Here is a 22,367-nt window from a genome sequence, read left to right on the forward strand (position 1 = left end):
TCGCGATATCTCGATGCCTGATCCGACTAATCATCGGCACGCTCCGCTTCCACCTCGCCTGCCAATGTTTACCCCGGCAGATATTTTGCTTCCTGCTCCCGCCAGTCTGATGGAACAGCACCTGTCGCCAGCAGTGCCTTGCTATCGACACCTGCGCGCAATCTCCCCTCTGTAATGGCATCGACAATACCGGGGGCAAGAAATGCAAGGCGCACCACCCGCGTGATATAGGAGGGGCTAAGCTGTTCGCGTCTGGCAAGGGCGGCAATATCGCAAGTACCGCTGCACAGTTCCTTCCACCAGCGCTGTGCCTTAACCAGAAGGCGGATCAATACGGGATCGGGCAATGACGATGATGCCGTCATGCCGTCATCCTGTACAAGACGCACCACCATTCCGGTTCTGCGTAGCCGAGCTGGCACGTTGTGCCTGATAGTATGCATTAACGCACTGCCATCTATCCCGAACAGATCTGCCAGCGCTGCGGCCCTGATTTCGATGGCGATGTGATCGGGGTGTACGACAATCCGTGTAACGAGGGCCCGCATCTGCGCATTGCCCCATTCCAGCATCTGCTTTTGCCGCATCATGCTGTGGCCTGCGATACGGGCATAGACATCTGGGGTCACAGGCAAGCAGCACCGTTCCATAAGTGTAGCCGGATCATCGATCAGGCTGGTGAGTTCTCTTATGACCACCTGTTCGATTTCCCTTGCGGGTAAGCGGATCGAAGTGGGGGATTGCGCATGATCCGCGCCGTTGGGCGCTCGTTGCGCATAATAGCGATAACGCTGCCGGCCTTTGTTTGTGTGCACCGCGATCAGGGGCGTGCCTGTCTCATCGAAGAGCAGGCCCGCCAGCAGGCTGGCACGCGCCTGTCGGTTCTGGCGCACACCTCTCACATTATCAGAAAGCTGCTGCTGCACCTTTTCCCATGTCTCCCTCTCGATAATCGCGGGATGATTACCGGGATAGCGCGTGCCTTTGTGCGCGATATCCCCAGCATAGATGGGATTGCGCAGGATTGCGTAGAGCTGTCCCCGGGTAAACGCACATCCCCCATAGCGACGTCCCTTCCCCGTGACCCTTTGCGGGGTGTGAAGCCTGTCTCGTGCGAGTGTATCGGCAACCAGCCGCACATTGGTGAGCTTCAGATAGCGGGCGAAGATATCGCGCACCAGTGCAGCATGGTCTTCCTCAATGGCAAGGCTGCGTCCATCTGGCCGGTAACCTAGCGGCGGGATCCCGCCCATCCACATGCCCCGTGCCTTCGAGGCTGCTATCTTGTCCCGGATACGTTCGGCGGTCACTTCCCGCTCGAACTGGGCAAAGGACAACAGCATGTTGAGCGTCAGCCGTCCCATACTGGTGGTGGTGTTGAAGGACTGGGTAACAGACACAAAGCTCGTGCCCGCGGCATCGAAGGCTTCGACCAGCTTGGCAAAGTCGAGCAGGGAGCGCGTCAACCGGTCGACCTTGTAGACCACGATGATATCGATCCGTCCTGCCGCAATATGGGCCAGCAGCCGCTGCAAGGCGGGCCGCTCCAGCGTTCCACCCGACAGGCCACCATCATCATAGTCCTCCGGTATCAGTTGCCAGCCTTCGCTGACCTGGCTGAGAATATATGCGGCGCAGGCTTCACGCTGGGCATCAAGCGAGTTGAACCCCTGTTCCAGTCCCTCCTCGCTCGATTTGCGGGTATAGATCGCACAACGCACCGCTTTCATGCTGCGACCTTCTTTTGCTTGAGGCCAAAGAAGGCTGGGCCTGACCAGCGCGTGCCCGTAATCGCCCTGGCCACTTCACTTAGGGAACGCCATTCCTTCCCCTGCCATGAAATGACGCCATCCTCACCTATCGTGACCTGATGAACCGTTCCATTCCATTCACGAACAAGACGCATGCCAGGCCGCGCCGGCCGTGTGGTTGTCTTGTCCATAGCAAGCTGATCAAGGCGTTGCCTGGTTGCGCGAGAGATGCCTCCTGAGACACTTGCCTGCAGCTCCCATGCGAGCGCCAGACGCAGCAGACCGGCACTGACACGCGGCAACGGTTTTCCTGTGTGTCTGCCCCATGCCGCTTTCAACTCCCCGAAGGACAGGTCTTCCAGCAAGGCTACATCGTACGGCGCGGCCTTCCCCTTCCCCGTCACGCCGACTTCTCCAGGCGATAGCAGGTGTCGGGGCCGGTTTTACCGCGCACAATGACATGGCCTCGCTTGCGCAGGCCAGTGAGCGCAGCGCGGATTGTGTGGGGTTGCCAGCCGGTAGCCGTCATCAATTGCGCCGATGTCGCGCCTTGCTCTGATTCAAGCAGCGTCAGGATCAGTGTCAGTTTGGTCGCTGGCTTGGGTGTTGAAGGCGCTGGCATCCCTGCATCCGGGGGCGACGCTGATACTTTGGGCAGGACAGATGGAACTGTCTGGTGCGCCTTATCACCCTGCCTGCGGGCTGACGGGGTCGCCACCTCTTTCATGTCCGCAGGCGTGCGGGCCATGCGTCGCACACGGCGTTTCTGACCGCTGGCCGGTTCAGCTTGATCCCTGACGGTAGGGTTCTTGTCTTTCTGCAGTCTTGTCACAGGTGGTCTCCATCAAGGAAGCCGCCTTATGCTGCTCCCACCACCTGCAGCCCCGCCAGTCCGAGCCGGTCAGGGTCACGAACCGCCGTTACAATCACCGCGATCCGTGAACACCACCATGCTCACTTTCAACACCAAGTCGAATGGTTTGTGCGGGAGAGTCACTGATTGCAAGTTCGGGCACCAACCCCAAGCGGCTCAACCTTCACAACAAGCCTGCGAGTTGCCCAATCGTGGCCTATTCATGCAAATTCCCGCAATAAAGTTCATCAACCTCTGGTGTTTCAGAAACGATGAATTGTACAAATACCTGACTCCATACCGATGGTTCGAATTATCTCCGTTCCGAATTGTGTCCCATGGTCCCGCTCATGGCAACGGCTCGACGCCGGGCAGCACATACCTGCCGTTCAGCACATCCTCGCCTGGCTGATAAATACGAAATGTCAGAAACACTGGCCCGTCATTGATCGGTAGCCAGTTCACATCCCGTTCGGCAGGCGCCTCACGCTGAATGCGGATTTCCATCGCACCGTCTGCCCTATATTTGAGATCCGACATCCGATCGCTAACCATATAACGCCGTAGTGGGTTAGGAATGAGATCCACTGTCCGCAGATCGTATGCATTGAGCGCCCAAAATGCGTCGTTCGGAGGCAACTGACCTGCCTTGAACACGAGCCGATAACGCCGGGTCCCGACCAATGGATCGCCATTCACATCAGTGAGAGTCGATGGATAAACGGACTCAGCCGCAGCATTTCCCAAAATGCCGTTGGCTTCCACCACTGCGCGGTTGAGATAGTTGAAACCAAAAGGCCCCTGTGCCTGGGGGTTCAGCAGAGGACTCCAGCTCTTGTACATCGGCCGGGCCAGCGCCGCGCGGACAAGGATCGCGTGACCATCCGCAACTGCGCGCTCCAGCCCGCGCCGGGCCCCCTCCGATAGCTGAGAAGGATCGAACACCGCTTTCGGCCCGAAACCCGCCTGATTGAATTGCGCCATCAGTGCTTCCTCACCAGGAAGCCGGGGGTTGTTGCGAAGAAACGCATTGATGAACTTGAACGCTGAGATCGCTGCAAGGTCCGCCTGCAAAGGCAGGTCAAGCGTCGTGGGATCTGTCACGGCTCCCTCGATGCGGAACTGGCGCATCAAAGCTTTCGCGCGCGGGAGATCCTTCGGACCATCCACGAAAACCCGCCCGAGAAAATAGCCCCAATGCGTATTGAGGCGTATGACGCGAACACCTGACGGCACGTCACCCGCCCAATTAGGGCCCGTGACGAGGATTTTCTGCGCCTTCGTGCCGGTAGTCCTTCGACCAGTGTGCTGAACTTCGGAATAGAGGTCCGCGAAAGTCAGAGCGTAATATCGCCCCTGCGTATCCGGCGCATCCAGGGTTACCGGCCCGTTCGAAAGATCCAGCCAGCCGGAAAAGTAGATCGTGCTGGTATTCGGTCCCCTGCCGGCGAACATCCCGCCCGGCTCGGCGAGCTTGTCCTCAAAGTAGAATGCGTTAAACGGCGCGTAGACACCTTTGGGATCGAGCCCCATAGTCGTCTGTTCCCGCATCATCCGCATGTAGTCGAGCGCAGGATAGCCGTAGATATAGCCTTGCAACCCGGCTGCATAAGCGAGCGCCTCATCCCTCTGGGCCGTGATTTCCGACGGATTCGGGCGCGCTGCGCTTTGCGCCACCGCCGGCACCCCGCTCAACAGCAAGGTCGCCCCGAGTGCAGAAAACAATGCCAATCTCGATTTCTTCAACTGCCCCTCCCCCAAGCTTTGCCGCAATTTCGCTCCTCGAATTCCTGAGCAAACGAAGTACGCCTCAATATATTTGCACCCAAGTTCAGATAGAGGCCAATGTCAACGCAAGCACTCTGACTGAGGCATCAACAGGAACACAATCTCCGCTTCACGCAGCTTGCCGATGATCTCTGTGAATAGCCCCTAGTTTCTAGACGCTTTCTGCTTTCAAAATCTGTCGCCGTTCGAACTGGGCGGGTGACAGCATACCGTTCCTGACCAACTTGCGTACCGGGTTGTAGAACATCTCGATGTAATCGAACACGTCCTGCCGGGCTTGCTCGCGTGTTTTGTAGGTACGGCGCCGGATGCGCTCACGCTTGAGCGAGGAGAAGAAGCTCTCCGCCACCGCGTTGTCATGGCAGTTGCCGCGTCGGCTCATCGAATGCTCAAGATTGTGAGCTCGGATGAAGGCCGCCCAGTCCATGCTTGTAAACTGTGAGCCCTGATCCGAATGGATCAATACCCGGGCCAACTCCCGCTTCAACTGGCGGATCTCGGCATCCTTGCTGGCATCGCCGGATACCACCTTCGCCAGTTGCCGCTTCCAAGCATACAGAGAATGCTGACTAACGCCGAGCCGCACGGAAACCTCTGCTACCGGATACCCTCGCTCGGTGATCTGCGCCACCGCATCACGCTTGAACTCATCGCTGAAATTGGGCTTCCCCATCGTCGTCTCCTGTCCTCAAAATTAGGATAGAAGGCGTCCAGAAATCTAGGGGCTATTCACCCTTCCTGTGAATTGAACGTGCTATGCAACGATTTCGCCTGATGAAATCGCTACAGAAATTGGCCACGATCCAAGCTTCCCTTCACAACCACCTCTACTCGGAACGCCACCTCGCCGACAGGCAAACATTCAACCTTCGCCGCTCGGCTACCCTCACCAAGTGGCGCTCGCTTTCGACATGAGCTTAAACTCTATTTCAGGCCGACTGTGCCAAATGGAGAGCAGGTCACAACCAACTGATACTTCCCGTGCCCATCATAAAAAAGGCGGCGCCAATGCAGCGCCGCCTAATGGACCGACTCACTTGAGGGAGCGATTCTGTCCGCCATTTAAATATATATATCGCACTCAATTATGCAAGTAAAATTCTAAATTATTAATATCAAATAGTTATATGAATATTTGTAAGTGAGCAATTCAAAATAAACCGCAGGTCTGGCTTATTTGCCCGAACCCGGACCGTAAGTGATTTCCACCCGGCGGTTCTGCAGTTCGCGCACGCCGTCGGCAGTGGGAACACGCGGGTTGGCTTCACCGAACGCCTGGCTGGTGATCCGCTCGTCCGGAATACCCTTCGACGTCAGGTAACCACGCACCGAGGTGTTGCGGCGGGCCGAGAGGCCATCGTTATACTGCGTTGAACCCGAACGGTCGGTGTAACCGGCCAGCATGATCGGCACCACATCGCAGTTGCCATAAGCCGTTACCGCACTGTCGAGGATGGTCGACGCTTCGGGTGTAATATCCGACTTATCCCAGTCGAAGAACACGATGTACGGGCCCTTGTTGCACACCACCTGCGGCGGCGGGGGAGGCGGCGGCGGAGGCGGCGGCGGCGGGGGAGGAGGCGGCGGGGCTGCCGGTTCTGCACCACCGAAGAGGTAGCTCAGCGTCAGACCGCCGCTATGCTCTTCCACATCGCTCGAGAAGCGGCCCTGATAGCCGAGGTGCGCATTGAAGTTCGGGCTGAACTGTGCAGCCAGACCCACTTCCACAACCCCTGCATCAGATGAGAAGTCTTCCGAGATGACGCGGAAATCCGTGCCCGCCGGTGCATCGGCAAACGCGGCATGGAAATGCGCCGTGTCATTGCCGAAGTTATGCTGCCATCCACCGCGGATGTAAGGCGCGATATTGCCCATTTGCGCCTGCAGTTCGATCCCCAGTTCGCCAGCGAAGAATTCGTCGCTGCCAGCAATTGTCAGGTTCGCACCCGGCAGGCCCGCTTCGGTGAAGCGCTTGAGCTTGGCATGGGCATAGTCAAGCGAGGCATAGGGCGTGAGCGTGGCGTTCTCGCTCAATGCGAAACGCACACCCGCTTCGGCACCGGCTGCCCAGACATTCACGTCCGGATCACCCGTAATCGCCCCACCAAACGGCTTACCGCCGTTGAAGCCCGGGGTTTGCCCGAAACCAACGGTACGGCTGGAGTCGCCGTCCAGATCAGAGTAGCTGATCGCACCCTTCACATAGAACTTGCCCGCATCGTAGTTGGCGTAAATGCCACCCTGCCAACCGCTGGAATCGATCCGTCCATCGTACAGATCGAAATCCATGTTGTTTTCGAGGTAGGCACCAGCCACGCCGAGCACGAAGTTCGGGCTCACCGCGAAGTCGACACCGGCTGCGATGTAGTATTGTTCCGCGGTGAAACCGCTCGCTTCCACATCGCCATCGGTATCCACCCGGCCATAGTTGCCCGTCAGCCAGATGCGGGGGCCACCATTCTCCGTACGGCACAGCTCGTTGGTGATCGAGCCCTTGCCGCATTCCGCCATGTCATAGATCAGCCCGTTGAAGCGGGCGCCCGCCATGGTGGAAGACCGCAGGTAACCGGCGTAGAGATCGGCGGAAAGCTGATCGAGCGCGAGCGCGTATTCGGCAGGGTCCGCAATCGTGAACAGCGAGGACAGCATCCCGGCATAAGGCCCGGTCAGTGTCGGGGCATACGTGCCTTCGATGCCATCACCAACCGCAGTCTGGTTGATATTCAGGCCCGCCACATCGCCAAAGCCAATGCGCGTGACATCCAGATCGATCGTCCCGTCATTGTCGGAATAATCGTCCTTCGCGCCAAGCAGCACGGATTGGGTACGGACCTGGGCGAACTTGCCGGTCAGACCTTCCTCACCCGTCAGGGATACCACGACATCTTCGTAATGGTAGGCGTTCGAATAGAGGCCATTGGCCGAAGCCTGACGCACTTCGAGGATTGCCTCATTGCCTTTGCCATCGGGATCAAGGTTGACCGTGTTGGCGAAGACCTGCGGATAGTCACCCAGGACAACCGCAGCCGGTGAAGTTCCCGGCAGATGCAGGGCCAAGACGCCCTTGCCCTCGATCGTGAAGCTATCGACATTGACCTTCGACGGCCCGGCATAATCCTTCGCGGTTACGAAGTTGTATCGGTCATCCAGCATGAAGAACAGGCCATCGGACTTGATCGTGAACGAACCGTCCGGCGTGCCAAGATCGATAACGGCGGGTTCGAGTTCTCCGGGAAGTGGTTCTTCGTTGTCGCCCCGGTTCGTAATGGTGTTGATCGCGCCATCGAACCAGGTTTCCCCCTTCGATACGACAATCGCATCGCCATCCTTGATTTCGATATTGCCGTAAACGTACCCGAACTGCGGATCCTTCAGCGCGACATTGGGATAGACGCCCGAATAGGTCGAACCATCGCCCATGAGGTTGATCAGCGCCGGCGTGCTTGCATTATCGGTATCGATTGCCGTGCCCCAGACGTAGGTCGCCCCGAGATCCGTGCTCTGCCGCGCGATAATGGAACCCGCAGCATTGGTCAGCGTAAACTGATCGTCGCCAGCGCCGCCGAAGAGAACGACACCGGTTGCTCGCGCGTTGCCTTCAGGGTCAGTTACGGCATCTGCCTGGATTACGCCCGAGTTGGTCAACGCCAGACTGTTGGTCGAACCAGCGCTGATATAGACGGCAGTCGCCTCTGCCGATCCGCCATCAGCAGGATCACTGCCTGTTGCATTGGCCTTTGCAACTGCCTTGATTGTCCCACTGTTAATTATCGTTCCAGTAACGGCCGAACCAGCGGACACGTCGAGCCCATAGGCATTGGCTTCCGCATAGACCTTCGCTGTCGCATCGGCAGACACGTTCAGGCTACCCGAATTGGTGATATTGACCACACCGGTCGCACCGGTCGGCCGAATGTATATACCTGACGCCGTCGCGGTTGCTTGATCCGTGGTTGCGCCATTGGCAACGGCGGTTGCAAGGACGTTGAATTTGCCTGCGTTGGTAACGGTGAACACAGCGCCCGGCTGGGGGCTGCTCTGGTACAAGCCCCATGCACCGGCATAGGCATCCACCTCATCGGCTGTGCCCGTGGCAACTGCATTGATATTCACAACGCCCGTCGAGGTGTTTGTGAAAGTCAGGGCATTGCCATCCGCGCCATCTGCATATTGAGAAATCGCCTGCGATACCGAGGCAGTTGCCGAGGCATCGCTATCACCGATCGCGCCGGCATCAGCCCCAAAATTGAGAGTGCCCGAATTGGTCAGGCTGACAGACGCGGTGCCTTCATCTGCAAGGGCGTACTGATAAATTGCGGTTTCCATCACCGCCGAGGCTTCCGCATCGTCAGCCGCCGCGTCGGCCACAACCGTCACATTCACTGTGCCGCTGTTATCGAAGACAATGGACGCATCCCCGCCGCCGTAGGTGTATGCGTATTGCGTAATGCCGGATGAAACCGACGCGGACGCATCTGCTTCGGTCCCGCCCATCGCATTGGCAGCGACAGCGATATTCAGCGTGCCGTTGTTATCGATGAGGACATTCGCATTGGCCCCTTCATCGCCTTGAGCATATTGATAAATTGCGTAATCGACCGTTGCAGAAGCAAAGGCATCTTCACCCACAGCACCAGCATCGGCCAAAATGGAGATAGTGCCATCATTGGTTATCGTGAGATCCGCAGACCGATTGGCCAAATCAGCATAGGCATGTTGTGACACCGCAGATTCCACATAAGCATAAGCCGTTGCGTCGTTGGCATCGGTGGCATCAGCAACTGCCTTGATATTGATTACCCCGGTTGAACTGTTGGTCAAAACAACCTTGGCAGAGCCATCCGATGCATCGGCCGACTGAGAGATTGCCTGATAGTTATAAGCATAACCATAAGCGCCGGTTGCAGCCGCATCATCCGTGATCGCCTTGGCAACAGCGGTGAGATCGATTGTCCCGCTATTTTCGATTGTAAGACTTGCCAGGCCGCCATCTTCACTATCAGCGCTTTGCTGAATAACATTGTAAACGGTCGCATAAGCGTTTGCTTCAGTCGCGCCTAATGCATTTGCCGAGGCCAGAATACTGAGGCTACCGTTGTTGTCCAACAAGGCATTTGCAGCCGCGCCCTCATCACCTTCAACCGTTTGGTATACGGCGCTGCTGACATATGCCTTGGCGTAAACATCATCGCCATTGGCAATCGCCTCACCCGAGATGACCATCGCACCGTCGTTGGTGAGCTTGGCATCGGCTATATTGCCGGCGCCGTCGGCAGAGGCTGATTGAGAAATTGCGTAATAATTATAGGCATATGCCGTGGCTTCGGCGCCCGTTGCATTGGCCGTAGCGAGCAGATTGACCACACCACTCGAACCATTGACCAATGCGACGCTGGCGGAACCAGCATCGGCCGTCGCCTGCTGTTCTACAGCCGTATACAGGTACGCATAGGCATAAGCGTCGGTGCCAGCGGCATCCGCATCGACAGAAACATCGTAGGCACCGCTATTCTCGAAAGTTACCGACGCATTGCCACCGCTGCTATCCGCTTCTGCGCTTTGAGAAATTCCATAATAAAGATAAGCTGTCGCATCCGCAGCACCGGAACCGGCGGCGATGGCTTCCGCAGAAAGGGTCAGCGATCCATTATTGACAATGGACGCAGTAGCATCGGCCCCATCATATCCTTGCACTGTTTGATAGATCGGTTCGTATACATAGGCATAAGCTTCCGCACTGCCTTCCCCGGCATCCGCATTAGCAGTGGCCTTGATATTGATCGCGCCATTATTGGTTATGCTGGCCAGCGCCCCATGTTCAGGGTCGTAGGCAGTTGCACTTTGGTAGATCGCGTAGCTATTATAGGCATCCGCATCAGCGGTATTACCAATGGCCCCGGCCGATGCGTTAATATCGAGCACAGCCTCAGCATCGATGGCCGTGCCGCTTGCGCCATTAACGAGTGATACGGTGGCATCCCCTTCGCCGGAATAAGCATCCTGATAGATGCCGCCATCCGACTCTACGTAAGCTTCAGCCGATCCTTCGTCGGAATTTGCCGTGGCAACCGTCGACAATGTAAAGGACCCAGTGCTGCCCAGATTAACTGAAGCTGCCCCTTCTCCGCTATTATCTGCAGATTGGTAGACACCGGTTTCCATATAGGCATAAGCACTGGCCGGATCCGCATCCACAGCCTCCGCCGAAGCACTTACGGAAATCGCCGCCGTACCCGAATTGGTCAGCGAAACCGAAGCGCCCCCGTCACCTTCGGCAGACTGATAAATGCCATAACTATCCACTCTGGCATCTGCGTCAGCAGATGTGCCTGCCGCAACCGCATCGACAACGACACCGAGAGAACCGGTGTTTTCCAATGATACGGTGGCCACGCCTCCGGTATTGGCCGCCTGCGCAGATTGAGCAACGCCGGTTTCCATCTGTGCAGAAGCTTCGGCACCACCGTTATCGGTCGCAACAGCCTGAATCGTGACATCACCGATGTTGGTGATCAAAAGATCAGCAACACCGCCAACAGCAGTGGCCGTGCCGACCTGCTGGATTTCACCTTCCGCAACAGTATCCACGTTGACTGGTGTCGCATCGTCGATCCCGAATACGGGCCCTCCAGCGATGTCTGACAGTTCAAGTTCCAGATCAACACTGGGCGCGGGGGGGGTTGTATCGAGAACCCCCGGAACCGGGGCCGCGATGGCAGGCGCAAAAGGCACGGCCCCCAGCGCAATACCTGAAACACCGACCGTCAAAAACCGACGCATGTTACGATTCATTGGAATAGCCCCCTAATTACTTTAGGCCCAAATAATTGAATCTATACAAAAATTATCTGCATATATCTCAAAGCACGAAATATAAGCGCCAGACATCCTCATGGAAATGAAAAATTACGTCAATAGCCAATTGCAACATATACAATTTTATATCATAAATCATTAGCACCTAGATATATTGATTTGAGTGCTGCGATTCAATTCAAGACCAGGCGGGGTGGCGTCAAAGGGATGGCCCCACCCGCGCCGTTAGCTTAGGCGGCGTGGACGAATTTGAGCCAGTATCTGGCGGTGGCGATATGAACCATGCTCATGAAGCTGTCGGCGAGTTGATCGTAGCGTGTGGCAATGGCACGATTGATTTTCAAACGGCCGAACAAGCGCTCGATGCCGTTGCGTTGCTTGTAGAGCGTCCGGTCATGGTCGATTTTCACCCGCCGGTTTGAACGCCCCGGAATGACAGCCTGAATGTTACGGCTCGCGAGGTCTGCGCGGATGGCATCGGCATCGTAGCCGTTGCCTACCAAGAGCGACTTTGGAGCCCGTTCGGGCAACGCGATCAGCGTGTCATAAGCCTTGCAATCCGCTGCTTCGCCAACTGTCAGGTGGAACGAGACCGGTCGCCCTCGTGCAACAGCCAGACAGGGAAGCTTACTGGTGAACCCGCCCCGCAAGAGCGGTCAAGAGCGCGTCGATGATTCCCCCTTTCCGCCCGCTGCCGAAACGTGGACGCGAACCGTGATGCTGTCGATGCTGTAGTGACCGCTCTCCACCATAATCTCGGCCAGCGTGACCGAGAAGGCCTCCCAGACCCCAGCCTCGCTCCAACGACGGAACCGTCGGTAGATGGTATTCCAATTGCCGTATTTAGGCGGAACACCACGCCAAGGTGTTCCGCAGCGAAGCCGCCAAAGTATGCCGTTAATGATGGAGCGGTTCTGCTCGGGACGTCGGCCACACCCTCTGTCCTTGGCGTAAATTGGGAGTAAGCCCCTCAAAACACGCCATTCCGGTTCGCTCAGAGCACCCCAGCTCAAGCCTGCCTCCAAAAGCTAAGCTTGAATCAACCCACGCGCGCGGTGTCAACCAATTCGTCCACGCCTCCCAGCCTCGCTTCGGCGGGGCTTTTTATATTAGCCAGATCGGCGGCAGGATAAAAATTCAACACCTCTTGCGAGTCAATCTCAAAATATTAATCTTTGCTCGTCACGGCGTTGAGCTGCTAAGGGGGCACGCCTCCGTCGTGGCATCCATTCATCCATTGTAGTGCGACCATTCAAACTTACATTGCTGTAGGTTGCGGTAGTGTGCGCTGGCCCCCTCACGTGCGCTGCCGCAGCCACGGGCATGAATTCCCCTAATCCCGGCGTCGAGGCCCAACTGTGGAGGCTCTCATTTTTCCACTTTATTTCAGATCATTGCGGGGTTAACAGGGTGTGCTTCGGCGGCGAGGGCACGATTCCTCAGTGGAGGTCGTCGAAGCAACTTTCCTCCTAGCGTGCTATTGTGCTACGGTCCTCTCGCTGCGGCGACACGAGGGACTCCACTCCCATGGGCATAGTTGCCGCAGCAACTCCTCCACATATGAAAACCCCGCCAGAGCGGGGTGGAACAAAGCGGGGGGATTTCCCCAGACGGTACTGTCAGAGCAACATGGCAGCGGACGCGCGGGGATGGTAACTCCAGTGAATGCCTCGCAAATCCCGCGCTCTTCCGCCCAGCCCGTTCCGACGGTTCAATTCATCACCCGAGGTAATCCGCCTCGTGGTGATGATGTATGTGAGGTTTCCGCTATCGCTGCGGAATGTCGAAGACCTCCTGTTCGAACGCGGTATCGATCTTTGTCATGAAACCGTGCGGTTCTGGTGGAACCGGTTTGGCCGGTGGTGTCAAAAGGATGGCCCCACCCTCCCCGCGCCGTTAACCTGAGCGGATGAGCAAGACACCAAATCCGTTCCGGTACTTTCACTCATCGCCTGAGGTGATCCGCCTCGTGGTGATGATGTACGTCCGGTTTCCCCTGTCGCTGCGGAATGTCGAAGACCTGCTTTTCGAGAGAGGGATCGATCTTTGTCATGAGACCGTGCGCCTTTGGTGGAATAGATTTGGTCCTCTCTTTGCAGCCGACATCCGCCGCCAGCGTGTGCAACGAATGCGTGGTTTTCGGCACTGGCGCTGGCACCTTGACGAGATGTACGTCCGATTGAACGGCGAGATGGTTTATTTGTGGCGCGCAGTTGATCATGAGGGCGAAGTTCTCGAAAGCTACGTGACCAAGAAACGGGACAAATCTGCAGCTTTGCGCTTCATGAAGAAGGCGCTGAAGCGTCATGGTCAAGCTGACAAGATCGTCACTGATGGGCTGCGTTCTTATCCCGCTGCGATGAAAGGACTGGGTAATCTCGAGCGCCGCGAGATGGGGCACTATCTCAACAATCGGGCCGAAAATTCACATCTACCCCTCCGGCGACGAGAACGCGCCATGCAACGTTTTCGGCAAATGAAATCGCTACAAAAATTCGCCGCGGTCCACGCTTCACTCACCAACCACTTCAACTCGGAACGTCACCTCGTCGACAGACAGACATTCAAACTTCGCCGCTCGGCAGCTCTCGCCGAGTGGCAATCGCTTATGGCATGAACCTTAACTCAGGTTTGGGCTCACTTTGCTAAACGGAGAGCAGTTCGCAACGGACTGACACCACCTATAACTTCATTCATGAGCGCTGTGTCCCCCGTCAGTGTCCGTCGTCAGAACATTTGACGCATTTTGCGACGTAAATTATCGGAGAGCGGGCCTCGTCTGGGGTTTGATATTAAGCGGCGAGCTTGCGGTGCAGCAAGCGCCGATGTTCGATGGCCTGTCGTTTGATCCTTTCGCGCTGTTTGATGATGGCCGGTGCCCTGCCGAAGTAGGCATCAGCGGGCGTCACGTTGCCGAGGCTCTCATGGTATCGGCGGTGATTATAATGGTCGATGAAGGCCTCGATCTGGGCGTCCAGATCGCCGGGCAGGAAGTAGTTTTCGAGCAGGATGCGGTTTTTCAGGGTCTGGTGCCAGCGCTCGATCTTGCCCTGGGTCTGCGGATGCATCGGAGCACCGCGGACATGGGTCATCTTGTTGGCCTCGATATATTCGGCCAGTTCGCTGGCGATGTAGCTCGGGCCGTTGTCGCTGAGCAGTCGGGGCTTGTGCAGCACCGTGGCGCTGTCGCAGCCGGAAGCCGCCAGGGCGAGGTCCAGGGTGTCGGTCACGTCCTCGGCCCGCATGTTGGTGCACAGGTTGGGCTGCGCCCGCCTTCGGCCCCCAGGCATTGATGTAGCGCGAGAAGTCGTCAAGCACGGTCGACAGGTACCTGACACCTCCCTTTGCGGCTATAGGTCGTTACGTTCCCGGTCCTCCTCGCTGTTGGTACGATCAGGCGGCCTCGGCATTCCGCGCACGTTATATGCCGCCCTGGCGCGATCCGTATGCCGGCGCGAATTGTAGAACTGGCTATACCAGGTTCGCAGCTTGTCGTAGGGGCCGTCATGCAGGATTTGTAAAATCGTGAGCGCCGGCCTCTTGTGCGTCCAGACCTCGAAATCCTGCGAGAAGGCCAGCCGGCTCTGCTCCTGAAAGGCGTGCGCCATGGCGACATCCTCATCGGTCGCCCGCTCGTGCGGCGACTTCACGATCAACGCGTGCCAGACCCGGATCGATCCGTCGTCCACCGGCGTGTGCGCGATCAGAAAATAGCTGGGATAGCGGCCGAGCATCTCGGTCAGGAGCAAGCCGGGGCCATGATAGACGGCATCGATGCATAGTATCGTGTCGTCCGCTGTCAGACTTGTTCGGCTGACGCCTCCCTCGCGGTGGATGGCGCGATGCCCGTCGATCTCAAGCTCGAAATATCGCACGGTCTGGCCATGGATCGGCTCCTGGTGGGCGATGTCGGCCATGTTGTCGATGATCTCGACCGGGTGGCGATCGAGCACGCCGAAATCGTCGAAGCGCCAGCGTACCCACGCCGGATCGTCCCAGGCGGCGAGCACGGGAAGGTCCCAATCCGGTCCTTCATCGTCTGGATCGTGCCAGACGAAGACAGCGCCCCATTGTTCGACCACCCGCCAGCTCTTGATCCGTGCGGCGGATGGGATCTTGGCGCCCCGCGCATAGGGGATATCGATGCAGCGCCCTTCCGCGTTGAAGCGCCATGCATGATAGGGGCAGCGGATGGTGTCGCCTTCGATCTGCTTGCCGTCGCGCACGACATAGGATGTGCTGTTGCGTGCGAGGTGTGTGCCCATGTGCGGACAATAAGCGTCGATGAGGATTGGCTTCCCGCTCTCCGCACCACGATAGAGAACAAGTTCGCGGCCGAAGAAACGCACCGCCTGAGGCTTCCCGTATTCGAGCGTCGACGCATCGGCCACCATGAACCAGCCACGCGGAAAATCATGTGTGCCGAGGCGGTAGTCCCGCGATCTGGTCATCCGTTTTTCCCTTTCCATTCCCGTGTCGGGAGATTGGCGGAACAGGCCTGCGCCAGACAGCGCCGCGATGGGCAAAAAGCATGTCGTTTCCACACAGAGGCATGGCTGGCGGCGGCATTCATGCGCTGACTTGCCTCGCTCTTTGCGCGCTTTGGTCGTCCCATGCGCAGAGCCCTGCTGCCTATGATCCGCCGATCAGGTGCGATCCGTGAGGGATCGGCAGGCGGGAGCAAGCAGACGACTATGAAAGTTTATCCGGAAAGCGAAGTGCGCGCGGCGTGGGAGAATGTGCTTGCCACGCGTGAGAAGATCGGGCGCGGCGAGGCCGATTGGGGCGATGTTGCCGAGCATTTCACCGAGGACGCCGTCTATATCGATGCGGTCTGGGGACGCTACGTCGGCCGTGAGGCGATCAGGGCATTCATGCACGATTGCATGGTCGGCTTCGAGGATTGGCGCTTTCCAACGCTCTGGACGCTTGTGAAGGACAACCTAGTGGTCTGCGCGTTCTGGTCGCGCGTACCAGGCACGAAGCCGAACGGGAACTATGCCGATTGCCTGTGCTTCAGCGTCGCGATCTACGCGGGTGACGGGCAGTTTTGCTACGAGACCGATGTCTTCAACATGGCCGAACTGGGCGTGCTGGTGGAGGAGGTGGGCTGGTCGCCGCCGGCTCACAGCTTGCCCGTGCCGGAGAAACCCGACCGCAACCAGCTTCCACCCGATCGGCCCGAAATTGGGCATTGGGGCTTGGCCGTCTGACACCCAGAAGCTTTTTCAAACATTTAGGAGTATTGTATGAGTGACCAACAGATCGATCTCGGAAAGCTTGCCTATGCTGGCGCGTTGGCAGCTGCCAGGGGATGGCAGGATTTGCTGCCGGGTAAGACCATCTATCCGCGCGATGAAGTCGAAATTGCGTTCCAGGATTACGCCGAACGCGCGAACATGGATGACTGGGATCATTGGGCGGACATCTTTACCCCGGAATGCCTTTATGTGGACCATCATTTCGGCGTGTTCCACACCGCCAAGGAAGTGGCATCCTGGATGACGCCACTGATGGCGACCCAGCCGGAGATGCGCTTCATCCCCGAATGGCATGTCGTGATGGGTAATCTTGTGGTGAACTACAACTGGAACCGCTGGCCCAATCCAGAAGGCAGCGCGATCGATTATGGCGAATGGCGCAACCCGGGACCTACGGCGGATTATCGCTATCAGTTTCCCTGCGTTACGCTGAACATCTACGGCGGCAACGGGAAGTTCTGTTACGAGGAGGATCTCTATAGCCCCGCAGCTTATCTCGAGATTCGCGATACCTGGCGGCGCGATATGGGAATCGCGGATTGAAAGGGATGGGCCCGCCTGTCGTACGGGCGGGCCCATCGGGTCTTCAATACTCTATCTGGCGATAGGCCATGTCGCCCATCGCATTCGCCCAGATGCACTGACGCCGCGTGGCGAGTGCGAGCAGGCAGGCCATGAAGCGAACCGTTTCGGTATCGTTCGACATGGTGCGGGCCGAGCGGCACGCAGCTTGCATTGCGGCATCGATATCGAGGCACGAGACACCCAGCACTGCTTCGAGCGCCGCTTGCTCCTCACGTGCTAGGCGCTCGACACCGACAGCATCCAGATCCCGCAAATAGCGCGCAAGAGTCGCGATGCCCTTGGTGCGTTCGATCAGATAAGGGTCCGACAGGGCTGGCCCGATCGCGTTTTCGAGGTCGTGAACGACGAAGTCGTAAATCGGGATCGCTCCGGCCGCGCGATGGCCCGCCTCGCATTCCAGCGGCGGGGTGTCGATGCCGTGCGCCTTGGCCAACATGCAGGCCAGCGTATAGGCGACCGATTGCCGGAAGCTGAGGATGACGGCGAGATTCTGGTTGGTCGATGGATGCGACAGGCCGAGGTTGAGCCCCACGAACCAACGCGTCAGGACGAGGATGACCATCGCATCGAGCGCGCGCCGGTCGACGCTTACACCACACACAGTCTCGTAATTGCGGATATGGTCGAGCGCATAGCCGAACGGCGCACCGAGCGAGCGACACAGGATCGCCGCAACGTCTTCCAGCGGATGCCCCATGTGCACGACCTCCCAATCGAGCAGGGCGGTAACGTTGCCCTGCTCATCGAACAGGAAATTGCCCGGGCCGATATCGCCATGCACCAGGCAGGCCCGCCCATCGGGATCGGGGATGTGCTGAGCGAGCCAGCGCAGTGAAAAATCGATAAGGGGGTCCTTTGGCGTGTCCGGGCGATCGTACATTTGGGCGAGCGTGCCCAGATCGCTTTCCACCGCGGACCTGACGGTCCCGAGCGCAGCGAAGTCCGGCAGGCCAATTTCACCCGGGCGGAGCGTATGGAGTTTGGCGATCTGGTGCATAAGATCGCGCTGGATGCAGGCCTGCCGTTCGGCATCGGGCGTGACTTGATAGTGTGTCGCGCCATCGACAAACGTCATCAGCATCGCGTTGTTCGTTGCACTATAGGCAAGGATTCCGGGCACGCGCGGGCCAGCGTCACCCAGCGCGCCGATGACCCGATGCTCCCGTTCGAGCGTGAAGCCCGTGCCGGACAGCGGCCCGTCGCCATTGTCGAGGCGCAGGATGAACTTCTCTCCATCGGGCGTGCGGACAACGAAGCTCGTTCGCGATCCGCCGCCGGGAATGAGATCGAGCCTGGCATCCTTGCCCAGCGTCTCGCTCGCCCAGGCAGTGAGCGTGGCGATAGGGGGATTCGTCATCGCACCACTCCGGCCGCGATGCGGGATTGGCGCCAGAGGGGAACGCTCCAGAGATCCTGCTCCTCACCGAAGACAGGGCCGCAAGGAAGCTCCCAGCGCATCAGGTAATGATGGCTGAGCAGCTTCGGATAGGGGGTGTAGGAGAAGCGATTAAGCGGTGTGCCATGGCCCGCCAGCCTCCGTCCTGCCTCGTCCTCCAGCTCGAACGCGATATCGGACAGGCGCCCGGCGACATGCTTCACTCGCCGTGAACCGCGGACGACATCGTGACGGATGCCGTCTATGCTGAGATAGCCCTTGTATATCTCCTCGTCAGTGTCCGCCGGTCGGGAAAACGCTAGGAAGGCGACCTGTTCGCTCTCGCCATGGCAATAGCCCATCCGCACGTCGTCGCCAATCTCGCGCGGGCCCCAGGAACGATCGCGGATGCCGAAGCAATCGATGGGATAGCGATGCCCGTCGATTTCGACATAGCCACTGTAGCACCCAGGTTGATCGACATGTCCCTCGAACAAGTCCGATGTTCCGCGGCGGTCGGTAAGGTCCGGCGCCGTCGTAGCAGTGAAACGGAGTGCGACCGTGGCGCGTGGGTTCCTGAATTCCATCTCGTAGTCATATCCGGGCCGGAGCACGTACAGGCGGAAGCCGTTGTCCAATGTCAGGTCGCGCAGATCAAGGCGGCCGAGCACCGGCCGATTGACGTCATACTGGAACAGCGGCGCTTCCCAAGGGACAGCCGTGTCACCGATCCAGACGATACAGCCGCCGCCATAAATGCCCATTGCCGGGCGGAACCAGTGGTAGAGATAGACGGTCAGCGCATGTTCGGGAGCCCAGGCGCCGAACCAAACTGCTTCAGTCCAGTTCAGTGTCTCTGCGGGCCAGAGATGGAAGCTGTCGATCGAATCCCCGGTCACGAACATCTGGTGCACCTTGCTTGAATCCTTAACAGACGTCGACGCCATCGCCAGCGAAGCGCGGTCGGATTCCCTCGCATTCGGTTCCATGCTCGGTCTCAGCGCCGTCGACAGGCTTGGAAGTAGAGAAAGGCAGCTCCAAACGCCGCGACAATAAGTAGCAAAAAGCGTCGCAAGGCGGAGGCTGTTAGCGCCGCCGTTTCCGTACGAGCGAAGGTCCGATTGTACGGAGCGGGGACGTGCCTTCAACAGGTCCGTTCAATGAATTGCCTGATTTGCCTCGCCATCATCAGGACGGCCACGTCGAAATCGACATCCCATCCATGGACCGCCAGACGATAGTTAAACTCGTCGAGCTGCATCAGCAGCAGGGAGGCCATGACGCGTGCTTCCCGGCCCGCAGTACTATCCTGCATGGCCAGCGCAAAGGCCGCAATCCCTTTTGCCAGCACTTCGATCACGCCGACATGCATGCGTTCAATGGCGTCGAATCCGTTCGCCTCGATCGCAACCGCTTCCTTCATCACGGTAAAGAGCGCGCGATGGCGCCCATAGACCGCGATGCGGTGGCGCAGCCAGTCGGCTATCTCCTTCTCGCTTGGATGGCCGAGGCGTGCCAACTCCTCCCACAGTGCCCAGACCTCGGGCATCACCTGTTCGCACAGCGCGCTCGCGATCGACCACTTACTGTCGAAGTGACGATAGAAGGAAGTGCGCCCCACGCAGGCATTCGCGATGATCTCCTCGACCGAGGCCGCCGCATAGGAAGTGGTGGAAAAGACGTTTTCCGCCGCCTTGAGGAGGCGTTCGCGCGTGGCCTGCTTCTGTTCGCGCTGCAGCCGTGTCGGCCCGGCGGACCGCGCGTGGGTCCGTCGTGCCGATGAAATCGCGTCGCAGGCGGCGGTGTTCATGACCGCTGCTTGCCACAAATACGCAGGCCTGTCTCCTCCCACGCTTGATAGCGAAAAATAATGGTGGTACACAGTGTTCCACTGATAGCGCAGTTTTAAAAATGGGCGGCCAAACCCGCATCGCGGATGGATCGCGACAGGGGAGGAACGACGCGATGGGCAAGCTCAAGCATGTTTCGCGGTTGCGATGCGAGGAGGTGCCGGTCGACCTCCTGATTGCGCTGCTCGGGTGCGTCGCAAAAGTCGGCGGCGATGCGGATAACGTCATGCGCGATGCGGGCATGACCTGCTCATTCCGCGACTTGAAGTGTCGCCGGGGCTGCACGATTGAGGAGTTCACGCGAGCCAATCGCTTGTGCAACGAATATCTGCGTGGACACATCTTCGCCACCACCGCTTGCCCGACACTGACCGAGCAGCAATTCGACCTGCTCGCCAAATGTCTCGTCGCCTGCTTCGATCTGGAGGAGGTCCTGCGCACGATGGCCACGTTCTTCGCGATGTTCGAAGGAAGGATCGGTGAAGTGCATTTCGAGGTGTGCGACGAGCGGGTTCACCTCCACATCAACCCGCCGCGCCGGGAGAAGAACGAGGCAGGCTTCCTGGTCGATATCTACGGATACGCGATCCTGCAGATATTTCTCGGCTGGTTGCTGGATGAGCAGGGAATTTTCGATGAGGTCGAACTCATCTATCCCCAGCCGACAGACGACAATGTCCATCTCGGACTGTTCGATTGCCCCATCGGCTTCAATCGGCCGAGCAACCGATTCAGCTTCAAAAGCAGTTTTCTCGCACAACCGATTGTCCGCGATCAGGCAAATCTCACGAAGTTGCTTGCGGATTTTCCGTTCAACCTCATGCTCGACGAGGAACAGCGCAAGCTGAGCGACCGCGTCTATACCGCGATGATGAACAGCTACATGCGAAGCCGCACATTGCCGGCCATCGACGACGTGGCGAAACTGTTCCGAACCTCGACCTGGACCCTGCGTCGACGTTTGGCCGAGGAAGGAACGGCCTATTCCGCGATCAAGAAGAAGTGCCAGCTCAACCTCGCGACCGAATTTCTTAAGCGGTCCGAAATGACCATCGACGAGATCGCGGATATTGCCAATTTCAGCGATGCCAACGCTTTTCGCCGGGCTTTCCATCAGTGGACCGGGTGCTCGCCGACGGCCTACCGCAAGGAACTCCTCGCGGTTTAGTCGCTGTTCTTGCAATCGGCAACGATTGCCTGGATCGTTTCACTCAGATCGCCCCGGCGATAACCCAACAGCCCCCGTTCGACCGGATCGGGTTCGTACGCGATAACCGTGCCTCGTCCGGCATAGAGCATGTCGTCGGGCAGTAAGGGATGCGAGCGATCCTCGATTGTCAGGCGATCGGGATTACCCGCGGCATCGAGCAGCCGCTGAAAATATTCGAGGAAGCTCAGATTCTCGTCGCCGATCAGATACGATGCCCCTGGTTCGCCCCGCTCCAGCGCGCCCACTACTGCGTCGGCCACGGCGTGGACCGTCATGAAATTCGTGCCGCCCGCTATCGCGAACAGCGGCATATCAGGAAATTGGCCCAGCGCGTAGCGGGCGTGGGTCGGGGCGCCGAGCACATCAACTCCCGAGAGCGCTCCGACCACGAAAGGCGGATTGACGCTGCACACGGCAAAATCCCGACTAACCAACGCGCACGCGCCTTCCTCCGTCAGAGAACGGGATCGGACATAGGCGCTCGACCGGGTCGTTTGCGGTGCGACCTGGGGATAGAAAGTGCCGATGTGCACCGCCCGCCTCACCCCTGCCGCGCGAGCTTGGGTGAAGAACGCGGGCACGCCTCGCGTGTTCACCCGCTCGAGATGCTCGGCCGCGTCCGTGCCCTGGGGAACATGGCGGAAATCGTTTCCGGCTGCGAAGATCAGGCCGTCGAAACCGGCCAGTCGATCGGACGTGAACTCGCCGGTGGCATAGTCTCCGATCAGTAGGGGCAAATGACCGATCGCTGGTGCTTCGGGCGGCTTGCGGGCGGCAATCGTCACCGCGTGACCTTTAGCCTCGAGCGCGAGCGCAACATGTGCGCCGATTAGCCCTGTGCCGCCGACCACCAATGTTTTCATGCCCGCGCTCCTTCT

General features: G+C 58.5%; 17 protein-coding genes and 2 pseudogenes. 5 read left to right on the plus strand and 14 right to left on the minus strand.

Annotation, left to right across the window (positions count from 1 at the left end; translation table 11 throughout):
• Positions 1 to 68 precede the first annotated feature (68 nt).
• The 8 genes from EGO55_RS04075 to EGO55_RS21685 form a co-directional block, all read right to left on the minus strand.
• On the minus strand, positions 69 to 1,730 hold the full coding sequence (locus EGO55_RS04075; RefSeq protein WP_124916697.1) for a recombinase family protein: 1,662 nt from the start codon (positions 1,728 to 1,730) through the stop codon (positions 69 to 71).
• Complete coding sequence (locus tag EGO55_RS04080; protein ID WP_021692052.1) at positions 1,727 to 2,155, minus strand: DUF2924 domain-containing protein; 429 nt, start codon at positions 2,153 to 2,155, stop codon at positions 1,727 to 1,729. The genes EGO55_RS04075 and EGO55_RS04080 overlap by 4 nt, the downstream gene beginning before the upstream one ends.
• On the minus strand, positions 2,152 to 2,583 hold the full coding sequence (locus tag EGO55_RS04085; protein ID WP_021692051.1) for a DUF3489 domain-containing protein: 432 nt from the start codon (positions 2,581 to 2,583) through the stop codon (positions 2,152 to 2,154). The genes EGO55_RS04080 and EGO55_RS04085 overlap by 4 nt, the downstream gene beginning before the upstream one ends.
• Before the next feature lie 369 nt (positions 2,584 to 2,952).
• The gene (locus EGO55_RS04090; RefSeq protein WP_161566012.1) at positions 2,953 to 4,137 is read right to left on the minus strand and encodes a DUF1254 domain-containing protein; all 1,185 of its coding nucleotides are present in this window, start codon (positions 4,135 to 4,137) and stop codon (positions 2,953 to 2,955) included.
• 406 nt (positions 4,138 to 4,543) lie between these two features.
• The gene (locus EGO55_RS21680; RefSeq protein WP_021692026.1) at positions 4,544 to 5,065 is read right to left on the minus strand and encodes a transposase; all 522 of its coding nucleotides are present in this window, start codon (positions 5,063 to 5,065) and stop codon (positions 4,544 to 4,546) included.
• A gap of 500 nt (positions 5,066 to 5,565) precedes the next feature.
• Positions 5,566 to 11,184, minus strand: coding sequence for an autotransporter domain-containing protein (locus EGO55_RS21570; RefSeq protein ID WP_346723815.1), 5,619 nt, complete (start codon positions 11,182 to 11,184; stop codon positions 5,566 to 5,568).
• Between the two features lie 254 nt (positions 11,185 to 11,438).
• The gene (locus tag EGO55_RS21160) at positions 11,439 to 11,858 is read right to left on the minus strand and encodes an IS5 family transposase (RefSeq protein WP_021692020.1); all 420 of its coding nucleotides are present in this window, start codon (positions 11,856 to 11,858) and stop codon (positions 11,439 to 11,441) included.
• 6 nt (positions 11,859 to 11,864) lie between these two features.
• Positions 11,865 to 12,233, minus strand: coding sequence for a transposase (locus EGO55_RS21685; protein WP_124916699.1), 369 nt, complete (start codon positions 12,231 to 12,233; stop codon positions 11,865 to 11,867).
• 640 nt (positions 12,234 to 12,873) lie between these two features.
• Between EGO55_RS21685 and EGO55_RS21690 the strand changes: the two are divergent.
• A pseudogene (locus EGO55_RS21690) lies at positions 12,874 to 13,065 on the plus strand (IS6 family transposase); the annotation flags it as partial.
• A 52-nt stretch (positions 13,066 to 13,117) separates the two neighbouring features.
• Positions 13,118 to 13,825 (plus strand): IS6 family transposase, encoded by a 708-nt coding sequence (locus EGO55_RS04120; protein WP_124916700.1) that lies wholly within the window; start codon positions 13,118 to 13,120, stop codon positions 13,823 to 13,825.
• A gap of 175 nt (positions 13,826 to 14,000) precedes the next feature.
• Here the strand turns inward: EGO55_RS04120 and EGO55_RS04125 are convergent.
• Together EGO55_RS04125 and EGO55_RS04130 are read right to left on the minus strand one after the other, a co-directional pair.
• Positions 14,001 to 14,547, minus strand: a pseudogene (locus EGO55_RS04125) (transposase); the annotation flags it as partial.
• Between the two features lie 11 nt (positions 14,548 to 14,558).
• The gene (locus EGO55_RS04130) at positions 14,559 to 15,734 is read right to left on the minus strand and encodes a 3-ketosteroid-9-alpha-monooxygenase, oxygenase component (RefSeq protein ID WP_021691964.1); all 1,176 of its coding nucleotides are present in this window, start codon (positions 15,732 to 15,734) and stop codon (positions 14,559 to 14,561) included.
• 168 nt (positions 15,735 to 15,902) lie between these two features.
• Between EGO55_RS04130 and EGO55_RS04135 the strand changes: the two genes are divergently transcribed.
• Both EGO55_RS04135 and EGO55_RS04140 read left to right on the plus strand, forming a co-directional pair.
• Positions 15,903 to 16,421, plus strand: coding sequence for a nuclear transport factor 2 family protein (locus tag EGO55_RS04135; protein ID WP_021691963.1), 519 nt, complete (start codon positions 15,903 to 15,905; stop codon positions 16,419 to 16,421).
• 36 nt (positions 16,422 to 16,457) lie between these two features.
• A complete protein-coding gene (locus tag EGO55_RS04140; protein WP_021691962.1) occupies positions 16,458 to 17,012 on the plus strand; it encodes a nuclear transport factor 2 family protein in 555 nt (184 codons plus the stop codon).
• Between the two features lie 43 nt (positions 17,013 to 17,055).
• Here EGO55_RS04140 and EGO55_RS04145 read toward each other — a convergent pair whose 3' ends face one another.
• From EGO55_RS04145 to EGO55_RS04155, 3 genes are all read right to left on the minus strand, one after another.
• Positions 17,056 to 18,411, minus strand: a complete 1,356-nt coding sequence (locus EGO55_RS04145) for a phosphotransferase family protein (protein WP_021691961.1) — start codon at positions 18,409 to 18,411, stop codon at positions 17,056 to 17,058.
• Positions 18,408 to 19,418, minus strand: a complete 1,011-nt coding sequence (locus tag EGO55_RS04150; RefSeq protein WP_210766638.1) for a DUF7064 domain-containing protein — start codon at positions 19,416 to 19,418, stop codon at positions 18,408 to 18,410. The genes EGO55_RS04145 and EGO55_RS04150 overlap by 4 nt, the downstream gene beginning before the upstream one ends.
• A gap of 155 nt (positions 19,419 to 19,573) precedes the next feature.
• Entirely contained in the window at positions 19,574 to 20,239 is a 666-nt protein-coding gene (locus EGO55_RS04155) for a TetR/AcrR family transcriptional regulator (protein WP_021691959.1), read from the minus strand.
• A 155-nt stretch (positions 20,240 to 20,394) separates the two neighbouring features.
• On the opposite strand from EGO55_RS04155, the gene EGO55_RS04160 reads away from it, so the two are divergent.
• The gene (locus EGO55_RS04160) at positions 20,395 to 21,447 is read left to right on the plus strand and encodes a helix-turn-helix domain-containing protein (protein WP_021691958.1); all 1,053 of its coding nucleotides are present in this window, start codon (positions 20,395 to 20,397) and stop codon (positions 21,445 to 21,447) included.
• Here EGO55_RS04160 and EGO55_RS04165 read toward each other — a convergent pair.
• The gene (locus EGO55_RS04165; protein WP_021691957.1) at positions 21,444 to 22,352 is read right to left on the minus strand and encodes an NAD-dependent epimerase/dehydratase family protein; all 909 of its coding nucleotides are present in this window, start codon (positions 22,350 to 22,352) and stop codon (positions 21,444 to 21,446) included. The two genes, EGO55_RS04160 and EGO55_RS04165, sit on opposite strands and share 4 nt — an antisense overlap.
• Positions 22,353 to 22,367: the final 15 nt, after the last annotated feature.

Origin of the sequence: Caenibius tardaugens NBRC 16725 (genome assembly GCF_003860345.1) — a bacterium.
Lineage (GTDB): Bacteria > Pseudomonadota > Alphaproteobacteria > Sphingomonadales > Sphingomonadaceae > Caenibius > Caenibius tardaugens.

Excerpts from the sequence above, each read along its gene's own strand:
- EGO55_RS04150 (WP_210766638.1), bottom strand. The coding sequence starts at position 19,418 with ATGGAACCGAATGCGAGGGAATCCGACCGCGCTTCGCTGGCGATGGCG.
- EGO55_RS04090 (WP_161566012.1), bottom strand. The coding sequence starts at position 4,137 with ATGGGGCTCGATCCCAAAGGTGTCTACGCGCCGTTTAACGCATTCTAC.
- EGO55_RS04160 (WP_021691958.1), top strand. The coding sequence starts at position 20,395 with ATGGGCAAGCTCAAGCATGTTTCGCGGTTGCGATGCGAGGAGGTGCCG.
- EGO55_RS21570 (WP_346723815.1), bottom strand. The coding sequence starts at position 11,184 with ATGAATCGTAACATGCGTCGGTTTTTGACGGTCGGTGTTTCAGGTATT.
- EGO55_RS04075 (WP_124916697.1), bottom strand. The coding sequence starts at position 1,730 with ATGAAAGCGGTGCGTTGTGCGATCTATACCCGCAAATCGAGCGAGGAG.
- EGO55_RS04135 (WP_021691963.1), top strand. The coding sequence starts at position 15,903 with ATGAAAGTTTATCCGGAAAGCGAAGTGCGCGCGGCGTGGGAGAATGTG.
- EGO55_RS04140 (WP_021691962.1), top strand. The coding sequence starts at position 16,458 with ATGAGTGACCAACAGATCGATCTCGGAAAGCTTGCCTATGCTGGCGCG.
- EGO55_RS04145 (WP_021691961.1), bottom strand. The coding sequence starts at position 18,411 with ATGACGAATCCCCCTATCGCCACGCTCACTGCCTGGGCGAGCGAGACG.
- EGO55_RS04165 (WP_021691957.1), bottom strand. The coding sequence starts at position 22,352 with ATGAAAACATTGGTGGTCGGCGGCACAGGGCTAATCGGCGCACATGTT.
- EGO55_RS21680 (WP_021692026.1), bottom strand. The coding sequence starts at position 5,065 with ATGGGGAAGCCCAATTTCAGCGATGAGTTCAAGCGTGATGCGGTGGCG.
- EGO55_RS04155 (WP_021691959.1), bottom strand. The coding sequence starts at position 20,239 with ATGAACACCGCCGCCTGCGACGCGATTTCATCGGCACGACGGACCCAC.
- EGO55_RS04120 (WP_124916700.1), top strand. The coding sequence starts at position 13,118 with ATGAGCAAGACACCAAATCCGTTCCGGTACTTTCACTCATCGCCTGAG.